Source organism: Streptomyces sp. NPDC091289 (genome assembly GCF_044757365.1).
Taxonomy (GTDB): Bacteria; Actinomycetota; Actinomycetes; order Streptomycetales; family Streptomycetaceae; genus Streptomyces.
This window is the reverse complement of sequence record NZ_JBIVUT010000005.1, coordinates 128,633-144,352: the sequence shown is the minus strand read 5'-3', so window position 1 is coordinate 144,352 and position 15,720 is coordinate 128,633. Positions and strand designations below refer to the sequence as shown.

Annotated in this window: 13 protein-coding genes; 7 read left to right on the top strand and 6 right to left on the bottom strand. The window is 71.4% G+C overall.

All coding sequences use genetic code 11. The features are described 5' to 3' along the window. Positions 1–31: 31 nt before the first annotated feature. Positions 32–1,147, top strand: a complete 1,116-nt coding sequence (locus ACIQPT_RS08065) for an ADP-ribosylglycohydrolase family protein (RefSeq protein ID WP_401153745.1) — start codon at positions 32–34, stop codon at positions 1,145–1,147. 36 nt (positions 1,148–1,183) lie between these two features. Here ACIQPT_RS08065 and ACIQPT_RS08060 read toward each other — a convergent pair whose 3' ends face one another. Together ACIQPT_RS08060 and ACIQPT_RS08055 are read right to left on the bottom strand one after the other, a co-directional pair. Beyond that, entirely contained in the window at positions 1,184–2,776 is a 1,593-nt protein-coding gene (locus tag ACIQPT_RS08060) for a sodium:solute symporter family protein (RefSeq protein WP_401153742.1), read from the bottom strand. A 390-nt stretch (positions 2,777–3,166) separates the two neighbouring features. After that, entirely contained in the window at positions 3,167–3,949 is a 783-nt protein-coding gene (locus tag ACIQPT_RS08055) for an SDR family oxidoreductase (RefSeq protein WP_401154186.1), read from the bottom strand. A 100-nt stretch (positions 3,950–4,049) separates the two neighbouring features. Between ACIQPT_RS08055 and ACIQPT_RS08050 the strand changes: the two genes are divergently transcribed. Further along, positions 4,050–4,889, top strand: a complete 840-nt coding sequence (locus ACIQPT_RS08050) for a hypothetical protein (RefSeq protein WP_401154184.1) — start codon at positions 4,050–4,052, stop codon at positions 4,887–4,889. A gap of 151 nt (positions 4,890–5,040) precedes the next feature. On the opposite strand, the gene ACIQPT_RS08045 is transcribed toward ACIQPT_RS08050, so the two are convergent. The 3 genes from ACIQPT_RS08045 to ACIQPT_RS08035 form a co-directional block, all read right to left on the bottom strand. Further along, a complete protein-coding gene (locus tag ACIQPT_RS08045) occupies positions 5,041–5,247 on the bottom strand; it encodes a DUF397 domain-containing protein (RefSeq protein WP_030576821.1) in 207 nt (68 codons plus the stop codon). A gap of 221 nt (positions 5,248–5,468) precedes the next feature. Next, positions 5,469–6,326, bottom strand: a complete 858-nt coding sequence (locus tag ACIQPT_RS08040; protein ID WP_401153739.1) for a helix-turn-helix domain-containing protein — start codon at positions 6,324–6,326, stop codon at positions 5,469–5,471. Between the two features lie 268 nt (positions 6,327–6,594). Next, the gene (locus ACIQPT_RS08035) at positions 6,595–7,314 is read right to left on the bottom strand and encodes a GPP34 family phosphoprotein (RefSeq protein ID WP_003968450.1); all 720 of its coding nucleotides are present in this window, start codon (positions 7,312–7,314) and stop codon (positions 6,595–6,597) included. Positions 7,315–7,506: 192 nt separating this feature from the next. Here ACIQPT_RS08035 and ACIQPT_RS08030 point away from each other — a divergent pair, with 192 nt between their 5' ends. The 3 genes from ACIQPT_RS08030 to ACIQPT_RS08020 all read left to right on the top strand — a co-directional run bounded on the left by ACIQPT_RS08030 (position 7,507) and on the right by ACIQPT_RS08020 (position 13,021). Further along, entirely contained in the window at positions 7,507–9,873 is a 2,367-nt protein-coding gene (locus ACIQPT_RS08030; RefSeq protein WP_401153736.1) for a serine hydrolase, read from the top strand. A 201-nt stretch (positions 9,874–10,074) separates the two neighbouring features. Further along, positions 10,075–11,988 (top strand): MFS transporter, encoded by a 1,914-nt coding sequence (locus tag ACIQPT_RS08025; RefSeq protein ID WP_401153734.1) that lies wholly within the window; start codon positions 10,075–10,077, stop codon positions 11,986–11,988. A gap of 163 nt (positions 11,989–12,151) precedes the next feature. Continuing rightward, positions 12,152–13,021, top strand: a complete 870-nt coding sequence (locus tag ACIQPT_RS08020; RefSeq protein WP_401154182.1) for an adhesin — start codon at positions 12,152–12,154, stop codon at positions 13,019–13,021. Positions 13,022–13,134: 113 nt separating this feature from the next. Here the strand turns inward: ACIQPT_RS08020 and ACIQPT_RS08015 are convergent, their stop codons facing one another. Further along, positions 13,135–13,923 (bottom strand): ATP-grasp domain-containing protein, encoded by a 789-nt coding sequence (locus ACIQPT_RS08015; RefSeq protein WP_401153731.1) that lies wholly within the window; start codon positions 13,921–13,923, stop codon positions 13,135–13,137. Between the two features lie 136 nt (positions 13,924–14,059). On the opposite strand from ACIQPT_RS08015, the gene ACIQPT_RS08010 reads away from it, so the two are divergent. Next, the gene (locus tag ACIQPT_RS08010) at positions 14,060–14,938 is read left to right on the top strand and encodes an aminoglycoside phosphotransferase family protein (RefSeq protein ID WP_401153728.1); all 879 of its coding nucleotides are present in this window, start codon (positions 14,060–14,062) and stop codon (positions 14,936–14,938) included. A gap of 112 nt (positions 14,939–15,050) precedes the next feature. Continuing rightward, positions 15,051–15,716, top strand: coding sequence for a DUF4333 domain-containing protein (locus ACIQPT_RS08005; protein ID WP_401153725.1), 666 nt, complete (start codon positions 15,051–15,053; stop codon positions 15,714–15,716). Positions 15,717–15,720: the final 4 nt, after the last annotated feature.

Below are 15,720 nucleotides of genomic sequence, written 5' to 3'. Positions count from 1 at the left end.
GGCGAGCACGTGGTGACGGGGAGGGGGCGGGGTGAGCACAGGGACCACGGCGGTCTGGGGCCGGGCCGAGCAGCAGGACTTTCGCAGCCGGGTCCGCGGGGCCCTGCTCGGCGGGGCGGTCGGGGACGCGCTCGGGGCCGGGGTCAGCGGGCTCGTGCTGGAGGAGATCCGCGCCGCCCACGGGGTCGAAGGGGTCACCGACTATGTCGTCGCGCACGGCAGACGCGGCGCCGTCACCGCCCTCACCCAGCTCACCCTGTTCACCGTCGACGGACTGATCCGCGCCCAGGTCCGCCGCGACACCGGAGCCTGGCACCCGCCCACCGATGTGCACCGGGCCCATCTGCGCTGGGCCGCCACCCAGCACGACTGGGGGCCCGACGAACGGCGCGAGGACAACGGCTGGCTGGCCGCCGAGGAGTGGCTCTACGCCCGCCGCGACCCCGCGCGGGAATGCCTGGGCGGCTTCGGCGACACCGTCATGGGCACCCTGGACCGGCCCAAGAACCCCGCCGCCCGGGACGCGGGCGCGCTCACCCGGTCCGCGCCGTTCGGGCTCCTCGTGGGGTGGGAGCCGGGGCTCGTGTTCCAACTGGCCGTGGAGTGCGCGGCCCAGTCCCACGGGCACCCCGCCGCCCAGCTGGCCGCCGGAGCCTTCGCCGTACTCGTGCACGGGCTCGCGCGCGGCGACAGCCTGGACGGTTCCGTGCAGCACACGCTGGCCCTGCTCGCCGAACGCCCCGGCCACGAACCGGTGATCGAGGCCCTGCGGCAGGCGCTGGGCTCCGTGCGGCAGGGGATCCCGGGCCCGGCCCTGATCGAGGCGCTGGGCGCGAGCGACGCCGCCGAGGAGGTCCTCGCCGTCGCCGTGTACTGCGCGCTGGTCAGCGAGGACATCCGGCACGGGCTGCGGCTCGCGGTGAACCACAGCGGCCCCTCCCGTGCCACCGGGTCGGTCTGCGGGGCGCTGCTCGGGGCGCTGCACGGCGAGACCGCGCTGCCGCCGGCCTGGCTCGCGGAGCTGGAGGGGCGGTCCACCCTCCTCGAACTGGCCGACGACTTCGCGATGGAGATGACCCAGGGCCCCGCCCTGCACAGCCCGGCGGCCGTCGCCCCGGGCTGGCTGGCCCGCTACCCGCGCGGCTGAGGGGCGGCCGGCCCGCTATCGGCTACCCGCTATCCGCTACCCGCGCGGCTGAGGGGCCGGGGTCGGGCCTCCGTCCTGGGCGGGGATCGCGGCGGCGGACGGCGTACCGTCACCGCCGTCATCCCCGTCGTCGTCCCCGTCTCCCTCGTTGATCTTCGTCAGGACCGCGTCGCGCTCCGGGGTGTCCTCCGGCTTCACGAAGCCGATCAGGATGTAGAGCACGAGCGAGACGGCCAGCGGTACGGACACCTGGTACTGGAGCGGGACTCCGCCCTCGACGGCCCAGTTGATCGGGTAGTTGACCAGCCAGAAGGCGAACAGGCCCGAGGCCCAGCTGACCAGCGCCGCCGTCGGACCGGACTTCCGGAACGGGCGCAGCAGGCCCAGCATGAACGGGATCGCGATCGGACCCATCAGCCCGGCGACCCACTTGATCACGACGGTGATGATGTCCTTGAACGCCGGAGAGTTGATCTGCGTGGCGATCGCCATCGACAGGGCCAGGAAGGCGACCGTGGTCCAGCGGGCCGCGATCAGCCCGGCACGCTCGCTCCAGCCGCGCGCCGCCTTCGAGAGGGTCGGGGCGATGTCCCGGGTGAAGACGGCCGCGATGGCGTTGGCGTCCGAGGAGCACATGGCCATCGTGTGGGAGAAGAAGCCGACGATGACCAGGCCCAACAGCCCGTGCGGCAGCAGTTGTTCGGTCATCAGGGCGTAGCTGTCGGAGGCGTCCGGCTTCTGCGCGTCGACCAGCAGCGGGGCGCACCACATCGGGAAGAACAGCACTGCCGGCCAGACGAGCCACAGGGCCGCCGAGAGCCGCGCGGAGCGGGTCGCGGAGGCGGCCGAGTCGGTCGCCATGTACCGCTGGGCCTGGTTCCACATGCCGCCGTTGTACTCGAAGGTCTTGATGAACAGGAACGCCATCAGGAACGTCACCGTGTACGGGCCCGCGGTCGGGTCCGCGTGTCCTTCCGGGAGCTTGTCCCAGACCGTCCACAGGGTGGAGAAGCCGTCGAGCTTGCTCATCACGGCGAACAGCATCGCCAGTCCGGCGAACAACTGGATGATGAACTGGCCCAGTTCGGTGAGGGCGTCCGCCCACAGCCCGCCGACCGTGCAGTAGATCCCGGTGACGACGCCGGTGATCAGGATGCCCTGGGTGAGGGAGAGGCCGGTGAACACGGACAACAGGGTGGCGATGGCCGCCCACTTGGCGCCGACGTCCACGACCTTCAGCAGCAGCCCCGACCAGGCGAGCGCCTGCTGGGTCTGGATGTTGTAGCGGTTCTTGAGATATTCGAGCGGCGAGGCGACATGGAGTCGCGAGCGCAGCCGGTTCAGCCGGGGCGCGAAGAGCTTCGCGCCGATGAAGATGCCGATGGCGATCGGCAGTGACCAGGTCACGAAGGACGTGACCCCGTACTGGTACGCGATGCCGGCGTAACCGGTGAACATCACCGCGCTGTAGCCGGACATGTGGTGCGAGATGCCCGACAGCCACCACGGCATCTTGCCGCCGGCCGTGAAGAAGTCGCTGACGTTGTCCACGCGTTTGTGCGACCAGAGTCCGATCGCGACCATCACGCCGAAGTAGCCGATGAGTACAGCCCAGTCGAGACTGTTCATGTCCCCCTCCAGGGGTCCGCCTTGTGAACGGGAACGCACTTCGTCGGTACGGCCGTTCAGCGGTGTCCCCGTGCGGGAGCGGGGACTTCGGGGATTGAACCCTCTGGGAGGGGCCTCGGTCAAGGCTATCGGCGGTCATGGATGTGAACGACAATCAACAAGGCGAACGATTTTACTTGGTCTTGACCTTGTGGGGCGTTGTCGCGACCGTGATCGCGGCCACACGATGGGCGGGCACTTCGTCAGGCTGTGCAGAGCTGTGCAGAGAAGTTCGGAGAAGTCGGGGAGCGCGCGACAGCGCGTTTCGACGACGCGCGAAGGCCGCACGGGATGCGGGTCCCGTGCGGCCTTCGCGAAGTCGAGAGGGAGGGTGCCTCGTGTACGAGTACGTCAGCGCATCAGTTCGCCCGCGTTGACCAGCAACGACTGGCCGGTGATCGCCCGGGCCCGGTCGGAGGCCAGAAAGGCGACGGCCTCCGCCACATCCCCGTCCGTGGCCAGCTCCGGCAGCGCCATCCGCTCGGTGAGCCGGGCCAGCACCTCGGACTCCGGTACGCCTTCGGAGTGCGCGGCGAACTGGACGTACGCCTGCACCGGCGGCCCCCACATCCACCCCGGCAGCACCGTGTTGACCCGGATCCTGTCCGGGCCCAGCTCCCGGGCCAGCGAGTACATCGCCGAGGTGAGCGCCCCCTTGGACGCCGCGTACGCCGCCTGCCACACCTGGGAGGGGGCGGCCACCGCGGACTGGGTGCCGATCACCACCACCGAGCCGCCCCGCTCCTTGAGTGCGGGCAGGCAGGCCCGGGTCATCCGCAGCGTGCCCAGGAGGTTCACGTCGATGACCGACTGCCAGGTGGCGAAGTCCGCGTCCTGGAGCCCGCCGAAGTAGCTGTCCCAGGCGGCCACATGCGCCACCGCGTCGATCCCGCCGAACCGCTCCACCGCCAGCGCGGCCAGCGCCTCGCACTGCGTCTCGTCCGTGATGTCGGTGGGCAGATGGGCCGTGTGCCGGCCCTCCGGGTCGATCTCCGCCGCCGACTTGGCCAGATTCGCCGCCGTACGCGCGCCGAGCACCGCACGCCCGCCGTCCCGGACCACGGTCTCCGCGACCCGGTGCCCGAGCCCCGGGCCGACGCCCGACACGATGACGGTCTTCCCCGCGAGCAACATCGGCGCCTCCCGGCCCTGGAAGTTCATCTGACGGAGCGTCAGAGTAAGGGGGAGCGCGAGCCGATGGAAGGGGAAGGGAGACACGGTGGGCGATGACGGGATGCAGGGTGAGAGGTACAGCGAGAGGTATGCGGAGCTGGCTGCGGTCGGGCCTTACGGGGTCCGGCCGGGGCATGCCCTGATCACCATGGTCGAACCGCATCCTGGTCATGAGTACGCGTACAACCGCTGGTACGAGGACGACCACTACTACGCGGGTGCGACGGCGATGCCGTGGATGTTCGCCGGGCGGCGCTGGGTGGCCACCAAGGACCTCCAGGAGCTGCGCTATCCGGAGAAGTCGGCGGTGGCCCGGCCGGTCGGCGCGGGATGCTATCTGTCGACGTACTGGGTGACCGAGGGCCGCTACGACGAGCACATGAAGTGGACCGTCGCCATCAACAAGCGGCTCAACCGCGACGGCCGGGTCTACCAGGACCGGACCCACGTCTTCACGGCCTTCCAGGACCACGAGGCCACCGTCTACCGCGATGGAGCCGCCGGCCCCCGGGACTTCCACGCGCTCGACCACCCGTACGCGGGCCTCGTCCTCCAGGTCGTCGACGCCGAGGGGCCCGAACAGCGGGCGGAGCTGCTGGAATGGCTGCGTTCGCGCCATCTTCCGAAGCGGCTGAAGGGGTCGCCCGCGGCCATGGTCACGGTGTTCCGGCCGACGCCGCTGCCCGGCGACCGGATGACGTACGTGAAGCAGGTCGAGGGGGTCGGCACCCGGCTGACGCTGCTGTGGTTCCTCCAGGAGGATCCGCGGACCTGCTGGGAGGAGCACTTCACCGGCCTGGACGCGGCGGTCGCGGAGTCCGGTCTCGGGCGGGTCGAGCTGGTCGCGCCGTTCGTGCCGACCGTGCCGGGGACGGACCGGTACGTCGATCAACTGCGGTGACGCCGGGTGCGACGCCGGGGAGCGGCATCCGATCGTGCCGAGCCCCCTCGGCCAGGACGGCGAACCGGTCGAGAGGGCTCCATCAGGTGGTGCGGTGGTGCGGTGGTGCTTTGACGTGGTGACGCGGTGACGCGCGATCGGTGGTGCGTGATCAGGCGTCGACCGTGCCCGTGGCGACATCGCGCACGAACGCGTTCCACGCGCCGGGGACGAAGGTCAGCGAGGGGCCCTCGGGGGCCTTCGAGTCACGTACGGCGATGGACAGAGCGACCGGGGACTTGACCTCGACGCACGCGCCGTTGCCCCCGGAGTACGACGACTTCGTCCACTTGTCCGTAGCACCCTGAAGAATTGCCATGTTCACTCCGGTTCAGAGAGTTGGGTGAGTCGCACCAACCTGATTCCGATTGGCGTGATCGACGCTACTCGCCAAGCCCCGTCCATGAGATGGCCGTTCACTCGACCGGATGGTCTTTCCCTGGTAAGCCTTCCGCGGGGAGTGGGCGGCGGTGTACCATCCCGCCGCCCCATCACTCTCCATCGCCCCCGAGCGCTCCGGGATGGCTCGTATACGGCGTGTCAGCTCGTGTACGACTTGGCGATCTTGCTGATGAACTCCCGGGTCTGCTCCACGTTCAGCGCCTGCGCCCGCAGGTGCTCGTACATCACGCTGTAGCGCTGCACGTCGTTCGCCTTCTCCAGGTAGAGATCGCTCGTGACGCCCTCGATGTAGACGACGCTGGAGTCCGCCGCGTCCGGGAACTCCAGGATCGCGTACTGGCCGTTGATGCCGGGGTGCGCGCCCATGTCGAACGGCAGCACCTGCACGGTGACGTGCGGCAGGTGCGACTGCTCGACGAGGTGTTCCAGCTGGTCGATCATCACCTGCTTGTCACCGACCCGCCGGCGCAGCGCCGACTCGTCGATCACGGCCCACAGCCGCAGCGGATTCTCCGGCGCGTTGACCCGGTCCTGCCGCCGCGACCGTACGTTGACGCGCTTCTCGATGTCCGACGGAGGAGCCTCGGGAAGCGCGCCGCTGATCAGGGCCTCGGCGTACGCCCGGGTCTGGAGCAGGCCGGGAACCATCTGGGGCTCGTACACCCGCAGAGACTCCGCGTCGGTCTCCAGGCCGATGTAGACGCTGTACGGGATGTCGCCGAAGGCATGCCACCAGCCCTGCTGGCGGGAGTCCTTGGCCATCTGCATGAGCGAGTCGACGATGCGGACGTCCTCGACCTCGTAGACGCCGCAGAGGTCGCGCACATCGCGCTGGCTGATGGAGCGGCGCCCGTTCTCCAGGCGGCTGATCTTCGACTGCGAGACCAGCAGTCGCTCCGCCACCTCTTCGGCCGTCATGCCTTTGAGCTCGCGCAGGCGGCGCAATTCCTGGCCCAACCTGCGTCGCCTGACAGTGGGATTGACGTTGGACGCCACGGGGACGGCACCTCCGGCTATGTAGCTGTGCGTATCTACTGCTCAGCAGATTGCCACCCCTTGCCCCGGCCGCGCTGGAAAACGGCCACACGCAGGCCGCGGGGGGCGTGCGCACCGGTGCGCGGGACGGCGCACAAGCGCACGGGGCAGCCGGTGATGGTGACTACCGGCTGCCCCGTGCGTGGTGCGGCTCCCGGACCGGGTCCTGTGATGACTGACGACGGTACGGCGGTGTGCTGTTGTTTCCGGTGTTTCCAGGTCCGGGCGGTCAGCTTGCGGCGGTGTGCGCCATGCTGCCGCGACGGGCCTGTGCTTGCGGCTGCAACGGAACGCCCGCTGCCTGCTGCGTACGGCGCGGCTGGACGGCCACACCGTTCTGGACGTCCATCACGGCGTGCGCCACGAGACCGCCCATGGGGTCGTGCCTGATCAGGTCCCGGAGCCGGGAGCGCGATGAGCGCCCCTCGTTTCCGGGGTACAGATGCTTGCCGAGTCCGACCGCGTGGGCCAGTGCGGCGAGCGCCGCGGTCCGCGGGTCCGGCGGTACGCCGGTGCGGATCGCACTGTCCAGCCGGTTCCTGATGTCCCGGCTGATCGCCGTCTCCGTCGCTTGGTAGCGAGTCGTCGGCAGCACTCCGCACATCTGGCCCGCCACGGCATGAACCATGCCGCACCGCTCCAGATGAGCGAGATAGATCTGGCGCAGCCCCAGGCGGGGCCCGCCGATCCAGTGGACCGCCCGAACCGGACTGCCACGACGGCGCAGCAGTTCCAGTGCGGAGTCCAGAGTCGGATCTCCTGTCGGCCGTGGCATCACCACGGCGATACGATCCCCGTCAGGGGCTATCCGTCCTGCCAGAGCCAGCTCCACTAGCTGTGCCCCGGCCAGGCCGAGGTCGAGCGACTGCGGCTGCGCTGTGGTACCCGTGGTCGGGTCCAGAGCGAGCAGCAAAAGCTCCTCCGGGATTGTTCTGCGGCTCCTGCCCATCCATGCCTCCCCGCGTGGATGTCTGACAGGGTGACCCCTCTCACATTCATCTGTCGAGAGCGCCTGACTGCTTTGTACGGGAACCAGTAGGTATGTCGTTCTCGTCTAGCAGCTCGGCCAGGGGTTCACACAGGACACTGGTAGATGGTTCGGACAGCGCGGGGTTGCCCCGCAGCGCATGAGGAGGCATCGGTGGCGGGCGAGTCCCCCGACAAAACGGAGCAGCAGAAGTCGTCGGGGACGGCTGCGGAGGAACGCGACCCGCGCTTCGCCGTGTTCCGTGATCCCGGCGTGGACACGGATGCGGCCGCGGACGCGGGTGCGGCAGCGGGTGCGGGCTCGGGAGCCACGTCCGATACGGCGACCGCTGTGTTCCGCCCCCGGCTTCCGGAGGACGCCGCCCGGCGCGAGCCTGAGGCGGAGCCGGGGCCCGAGGAGGAGCCGGAGAGCGCGTCCGAGCCGGAGAGTGCGGCTGTAGCGGCCTCCACGGCCTCTGAGGAGGCCGCCGAGCCTTCGAAGGCCGCGGGAGCCGCTGAGGACCGCACGGGCCCGGACGCGGACGCGGAGGGGCCGGCGGACGAGGCCGAGAGCGAGCCCGAGGGCGGGGACGGGGACGGCCGGCTGCGTGCCGCGGTGGCCGCCTGGGTCGATGCCGCGGCCGATGACAAGCCGACGGCGGACGCCGAGGGCGACGATTCCGATTCCGGTGCGGACTCCGGTGCGGACTCCGACGCTGGCTCCGGTGCGGAGCCCGAGCCGGAGGTGGAGGCGGACGACAAGCCGAAGGCCGACGCGGAGCCGGACGCCAAGCCCGAGCCCACGCCCGAGGCCGAGGCGGACGTCGAGCCGAAGCCCGAGCCGGACGCCGACGAGGCCTCTGACCTGCGAGGAATCGATCAGCCGACCGCCATCTTCAAGGCGGTCAAGCCGACCGAGCGGGTCGACCAGGCCACGACCGCGCTGAAGCTCCCGCCGCCCGAGGACAAGAGCAAGCCCGGGGACAAGAGCAAGCCCGAGAGCGAGGCCGAGCGCACGAGCACGTTCGTGCCGCTGCGCTCCGACGACGTACGGTCCGCCCCCGCGCCCCGCAAGCCGGAGCCGGAGCCGGAGACCAAGCCGGAGCCGGAGGCCAAGCCGGAATCGGAGGCCAAGCCGGAGTCGGAGACCGAGGCGCCCGTGCGCACCCCGGAGACCGGCTCGCCCGCCTCTCCGGTGCCCGCCGCCCCCTCCTGGGCCGCGGCCGAGCGGACCCGGCAGCAGCCGTTGCCGCCGAGGCCGCCGCTCGACCTGCTCGCCGAGCTGACGAACACCCCGCCGCCCCCGGAGACCCCGGTCCGGACCGCCGTCCGACGGGTCAAGATCTGGACCCCGCTGGTGCTCCTCCTGCTGATCGTCTTTGCGATCGTGCAGGTGATGCGCCCGCTCCCGGAGCCCTCGCTGGAGCTCACGGCGAAGCCGACGTACACCTTCGAGGGCGGGGCGACGAAGCTGACCTGGCCGGGCCAGGGACAGTCGGCCGTGATGGTGGACGGCGTCGGCTCGCTCGGTTCCGAGGGTGCGCAGAAGCCGGCCCCGATCGCGAGCGTCGCGAAGGTCATGACCGCCTACGTGATCCTCAAGGAGCACCCCCTCAAGGGTGACGAGGAGGGCGAGACGATCGTCGTCGACCAGAAGGCCGAGGACGAGTCCAAGCGTCCCGACGAGTCGACGGCCCCGCTGACCAAGGGGCAGGAGCTCACCCAGCGGCAGATGCTCCAGCTGCTCATGATCCCCTCGGGGAACAACGCGGCGCGGCTGCTCGCCCGCTGGGACGCGGACACCGAGGACGCCTTCATCGACAAGATGAACGAGGCGGCCAAGGACCTCGGGATGACCGGGTCGACGTACACGGACCCGAGCGGCCTGGAGAAGACCACCGTCTCCACCGCCACCGACCAGCTGAAGCTGGCGCAGGCGGTCATGCGCAACGAGGTCTTCCGGGAGATCGTGGACATGCCCGAGGTCGAGATCGAGGGCATCGACGGCAAGATCTACAACAACAACAACCTGCTGCTGCAGCCGGGCGTGAGCGGCATCAAGACCGGCTCCTCCACCCCGGCGGGCGGCAACCTGCTCTGGTCCGCGAACACCAAGGTCGACGGCAAGGTGCTGTGGATCTACGGAGCGGTCATGGGCCAGCAGGCCGGTACCGGCCGGGTCTACGACAGCCTGGAGCTGTCCCTCCAGAACAGCCTGAAGCTGATCAAGGACGCGCAGGAGGCCGCCACCTCGACGACGGTGGTGAAGAAGGGCGATGTCGTCGGGTACGTGGACAACGGATTCGGCGGGCAGACCCCGGTGGTCGCCACCAAGGACCTCAAGGCGGTCGGCTGGTCCGGCCTGGAGGTCGAGCTCAAGGTCACGGACAACGGCAAGGGCATCGACCACGCCGCGAAGGCCGGGAGCGAGGTCGGCATGGTGACCGTGGGCACCGGCACCGGGAAGGTCACGGCACCGGTGGTGCTGCAGAGTGATCTGAGCGAGCCGGCCTTCGGCGACAAGCTGACCAGGATCGGCTGAGCCACCGGATCCGGGGAAGCCGGGGAAGCCGGGGAAGCCAGGGAAGCGGGGGAGGGGCCGGCGGCGCCGTCAGCCCCTCCCTCCCCCGTTTATGACAGAGATAGGTGTCAGAGGTACGTGTTAGCGTCCCCGGACAACTCAGGGACGCTGGGACGCGTCCTTGAAGAGGTACGGGGCCGGCGGAGGACGGGGAGAGCCGTAGTGACCACCGCGGAGCCGAAGCCCGGCCGCGAGGCGGACGAGAGTGCCGGGGGCGGGGGCGACGCCCTGCACGCTCGCGTGCCGTCTCCCCGTATCCCGGAGCCCCCCGAATCTGCTGAGTCGTCCGAGTCGCCTGAGTCATCCGAATCGGATGACTCCCTCGACTCGCTCGGTTCCCCCGAGCCGCCCTCGCCGCACGCCCGGGCCCGACGGCTGCTGCGGCACCCCGTCACCATCGCGACGGCGGCCGCCGCGGTCCTCCACGTCCTCTGGTTCTTCTTCTTCGCCAACACCGGCGGCGACATCGCCGCGCAGGACGCCTGGGCCGAGTTCGTGGGCCGGCACCCCGGCACCGCGTACAACCTGGCCTGGTACGGGGGCATGCACCCCGTCTCGTACAGCGTGGTCTCGCCCTACCTGATGTCGCTGCTCGGCGTCCGTACGACGATGATGATCGTCGGCACGGTCTCCTCCGCGCTGACCGCGCTGATCCTCGTGCGGGTCCCGGCCGTCCGCAATCCGCTGGCCTGCTCGCTCGCCGGGGTCTTCGCGTTCCTGTGCAACGCGCTGTCGGGCCGGGTGACGTTCGGGCTCGGCATGATGTTCGCCGTCGGTGCGGTGGCCGCGGTGTTCTGCTGGCCCTACCGGTGGCGGTACAAGCGGTGGGCCAAGGCCGGCGTCGCCGCCCCGCTCGCCGCGCTCGCGACCGCGTCCAGCCCGGTCGCCGGACTCTTCCTGGGCGTCGTCGCGGCGGCGCTGTTCCTCCACAAACGACGCCCCGGGGCGTACGCGATCGGGCTCGCCCCGGTCGCCGTGGTCGGGGTGTCGGCCTGGCTCTTCCCGTTCTCCGGCACGCAGCCGATGTCGCTCGGGACGCTGTCGCTGCCGTTCCTCTTCGCGGCCCTCGTCTTCTTCCTCGTACCGCGCGACTGGAGCACGGTCCGCACCGCCGCCGCCGTCTACGGGCTCGGCACGCTGCTCACGTACGTCGTCGACTCGCAGATCGGGTCGAACATCACGCGCATGGCGATGCTGTTCGCCGGGGTGGCGCTGCTCGCCGCGCTGCCGTACACGGCGCCGCGCAGCCGCCGCTGGTACGCCCTGGTCCTGGCCTTCGTCGGCCTCAACTTCTGGATCGGCTTCAAGGGCGTCGACGACATCGTCCGGACCGCGCCCGCCGCGTCCTGGAACCGCGAACTGGCCCCGCTGATCAACCAGCTCCAGCAGGTGGAGGCGGAGCGCGGCCGGGTCGAGGTGGTGCCCGCGAGCAGTCACCGCGAGTCATCGGCGCTCGCCCCGTACGTCAACCTGGCGCGCGGCTGGAACCGCCAGGCGGACATGAAGCGCAACCCGCTCTTCTACGACGACACGCTCGACCCGGTGAACTACCGGGAGTGGCTGGACCGCTGGGCCGTGCACTACGTGGTGCTGCCCAAGGACCGCCCGGACAACGGGGCGATCCAGGAGGCGGAGCTGGTCGAGCAGGGGCAGCCGTACCTGCGCGAGATCTGGGGCGACGCGAACTGGAAGCTCTTCCGGGTCCTGGACCCGGTGCCGCTGGCCGACCCGCCCGCGACGGTGGAACGGGCGGGCGCGGACGAGCTGACGATCACCGTGAAGTCGGCGGGCCGGGTGCTGGTCCGGATCCCGTACACGCGCTGGCTCGCCCTCGTCGACGAGGACGGCACGAGCGTGGAGCGCCCGCAGGAGACCGAGGAGTCGAAGGAGCGGTCGGCGGTGGACGAGACCGCGCCGAAGACCTATCTCAACACCCACGGCTGCCTGAACAAGGTGGAAGAGGGCCCGTACGGCGACGAGTGGACCGAACTGCTCGCACCGCGGCCGGGCGTGTACCGGCTGGCGGCCCCGTACCAGCTCCAGCCGGGCACGCCCTGCCCCGAAGAACTGAGCTGAGCCGGAGACGGCGGCTCTCCCCCGGGAGCCCCGTCGGCGTCCCGTGTACGAGCCATCGGATACGGCATCTCCCTCTGCGGGCGGCGCACTGGCAAGGTGTCCTGCCATGAGGGCCACGAAGTGCCAACACTGCGGCGGCGGGCGACGAGGTCCGCTGCCCGGAATGGTCTGCCCCGGTTGCGGTGCGGGGGCGTCCCGGGTGCCCGACGCGGCCGGTTCCTGGGTCGTGCGCGAGACGCTGACGGGCCGTCTCTCCACGCTGCCCCGCCGGCGCAAGGCCCTGCTCACGGCGGGTGTCGTGGTGGCGGCCGGAGGCCTGGTCACCGTCGCCTCGCTGCTGGTCTCCGGCGGCGGGAGCGTGGGCGGCGGAGGCAGCCGTACGGACGCGGCGGGCCGGGCGGGCGCGCTGCCCGACCGGGTCGGCGGCGCGGCCCCCACGAGGATCGGCCCGGGAACGGACGATACGGGGACGGGTGCGGGAGCGCCTGACACTCCCGGCCCGTCGGAGTCCTCGGCGGACGGGCCCCGCTTCTCCCAGTGGGCGGGCCCCGGCTGCGCGGACGGTACGTACAAGGAGCGCGGCCGTTTCGAGAGCGGGGACGCGGGCTGGTACACGGTCGACTCCGGCGGCTTCGACGGCGGCGGGTGCGACGGCCGGTTCAGCGCGGTCCCGATGTCGGGCAGCCCGACGGAGGACCAGGGCTCCACGGCCACCTGGTCCTGGCGGCCGGGCCGGGGGTTCAGCGAGTGCGCGCTGACCGTCTTCGTCCCCGGGGGCGGCCGCCCGCGCGACGCCGCCGGGGACCCGACGGTCTACCGGGTGCTCTCCGACCCGGACGACGCGGACTCCGCGTACACCGGTTTCGCGGTGCTCCAGACGGAACACCGGGGGAGCGCGGTCCCGGTGGGCAGCTACCCGGTCAAGGGAGACGTCTTCGCCGTCCAGCTCCTCGACCGGGGCCGGGACTGGGGCGACGCGGGGCGGGTCGGCGCGCACCACGCGGCGGCCCAGGTGAGAGCGGCCTGCCACTGAGGGCGGCCGTCACCGGGGGCGGCCTCGCTGGGGGCGGCCGTCGCTGAGAACGCCCTGCCACTGAGAACGCCCTGCCACTGAGAACGCCCTGCCACTGAGCGGCGGCAGGGTCCTTACCGGATGAACGCGCGGTCGTGCCGCGACAGCTCCGACGTGGGCCCGGCGGCGCGGAGGACCGTGTCCAGGGCCCGCTCCGGATCGGCCGAGTAACACCCGCTGGCCCAGGCCGCGTTGGCTTCGATCACCGCCCATCTTCCTGTGTCGTCCCGGCCGATGTCGACGACGATCGCGGAGGGCAGGGTCTCCCCGGCGGTCGCCAGGACCTCACGCCCGAAGGCGAGCGCGTCCCCGTCCGGCGGCCCGAGCCGGAGCCGGCCGCCCTCGGCGTACCGCGCGGCCGTGTGGACGGCCCCGTCGAGCAGATGGAGCCGGTACTCGACGGCGAACGTCATCACGTCGCTCACCAGCACCACGGTCGCCGGGTCGACGGCATCCGGTCCGGGCAGCCGGGACCCGTCCGCGTACACGAGCGCCGAAATGCTCTTGTCGTTGGGCGACTTGACGAAGGCGGGGCGCCGCAGCCGGTACGCCTCACCGATGGGCATCGCCTGGATCTCCCGCCGGGTGAGCGCCCGGGGGAGCCGTGCGAGCCAGTCGGCGGGCGCCTCCAGGAGGGCGACACCGAGCGCGGGGGCCACGACGTCGGCGAAGGAGGGCCCGGCGTGCAGATGCACGGCATGGCCTGCGCGCTCGGTGCTTCCCGGGCTGCCCAGCCCTTCCGATACGGCGGAGGCCGTCGCCTCCACGATGCGCAGCCCGCGCCGCAGCGCGGTGGTGCGTAACGTCCGGGCGGAGGCGGTGAGTCGGGGCGGGAGGACGAGGATGCGCGGGGGGCGGGTCATGGGCGCTGATCCTCCCGTACGGGGTGCGGCGCGCCCCACCGATTTTCCGGGGCGGGGGCGCGGCGGGACGGCCCCGGAAGAAGGATGCGCGAGGGGATGCGTTGTGCGGGCCCGGGCCACCTGGTTCGATCGCCGCATGATCATTGAACCGTCGCTCGTACGCGGCCTGATCGCCGCCCAGTTCCCGCACTGGGCGGACCTGCCCGTGGAGGCGGTCGACGCGAGCGGGACCGCCAACGCGATCTACCGTCTGGGAGCCGACAAGGCCGTACGGCTGCCGCGTACCGAGGGCAGTGCGGCGGATGTGGCGACGGAGCACCGCTGGCTGCCGCTGCTGGCTGCGCGGCTGCCCGTCCCCGTACCGGTACCGCTCGCGCAGGGCGTTCCGGGCGCCGGTTTTCCCCGGCCCTGGTCGGTCTGCACCTGGCTGGACGGTACGAACCCGGGCCCCGGCGACCGCTCTTCGGCCTCCGACCTGCTCGCGGCGGATCTGGCGGAGTTCGTGCTGGCGCTCCGCCGGACCGACCCGGCGGACGCCCCGCCCGCCTATCGCGGCGAGCCGCTGGCCTCCCGTGACCGGGCGACCCGCGAGGCGCTCGCGACCCTGGAGGCGGTCCTGGACGCGGAGGCCGTCGCAGCGGCCTGGAGCGAGTCCCTGTCCGCCCCACCCTGCACGTCCGCCCCCGTCTGGGTGCACGGGGACCTCCAGCCGGGCAACGTCCTGGTCGCGGACGGCCGCCTCACCGGGGTCATCGACTTCGGCTGCACCGGCCTGGCCGATCCCGCCGTGGACCTGATCGCGGCCTGGTACCTGCTGACCGCCGGGGCCAGGGAGACGTTCCGTACGGCGGTCGCGGCCGACGACGCGACCTGGACGCGGGGGCGGGGCTGGGCGCTGTCCATCGCGCTGATGGAGCTCGCGCACTACCGGGACACGAACCCGGTGATGGCGGGGATCGCGGCGCACGTGATCGACGAGATCCTGACGGAGGGAGGACGAAAGGCGCAGGGCTGAGGAGGGAATCCGGTCGCGCGGTGAGGCCGGAGCCGAGTGAGCCGTGAGGCCGGAACCGAGTGATACGTTGACCGGCCAGAGGCTTGACATGAGCATATCTTGGGGGAGTTCGATGCAGCAGTCAGCACGGAGCCGGATCGTGGCGCGAGCGGCAGCGGGGGTGCTGGCGGTGCTGGTCGTCGCGGGCTGCTCGGTGAGTGTGGGCAGCCCCAAGGCGGTGAGCAAGGACGAGGTCGCGAAGCAGGCGTCGGCGGCCCTGAGCAAGAAGATCGGCCGGGAGGTCGACGACGTCACCTGCGAGGACGACCTCAAGGCCAAGAAGGGCGAGACCACGCGCTGCGAGCTGACCGTGGGCGGCCAGAAGCAGGGGATGACGGCCACGGCGGCGTCGGTCGACGGCGACAAGGTCAAGATCGACTTCAAGGTCGACGACGCTCCCGGCGCGGGCAGCTCCGCAGACCCGGAGCCCACCGGGTCCACCCAGCCCACCGAGCCCGCTCAGCCCTCCGGCACGCCGAGTGCCGGTGGCGGTGGCGGGGAGCCGGCGGTGGACAAGGCGGAGGTCGCCCGGCAGGGCAAGGCCGCCCTGACGGCGCAGACGGGCCAGGCCCCCGACGCCTTCTCCTGCCCCCAGGACCTCCCGGCCCGGGTGAACGCCACCGTCCGCTGCCAACTGGCTGCGGACGGCAAGCAGTACGGCGTGACGGTCACCGCGACGTCGGTCCTCAACGGCACCGTCCAGATGAGCTTCAAGGTCGACGCCACGCCGGGCGGCTGACCCC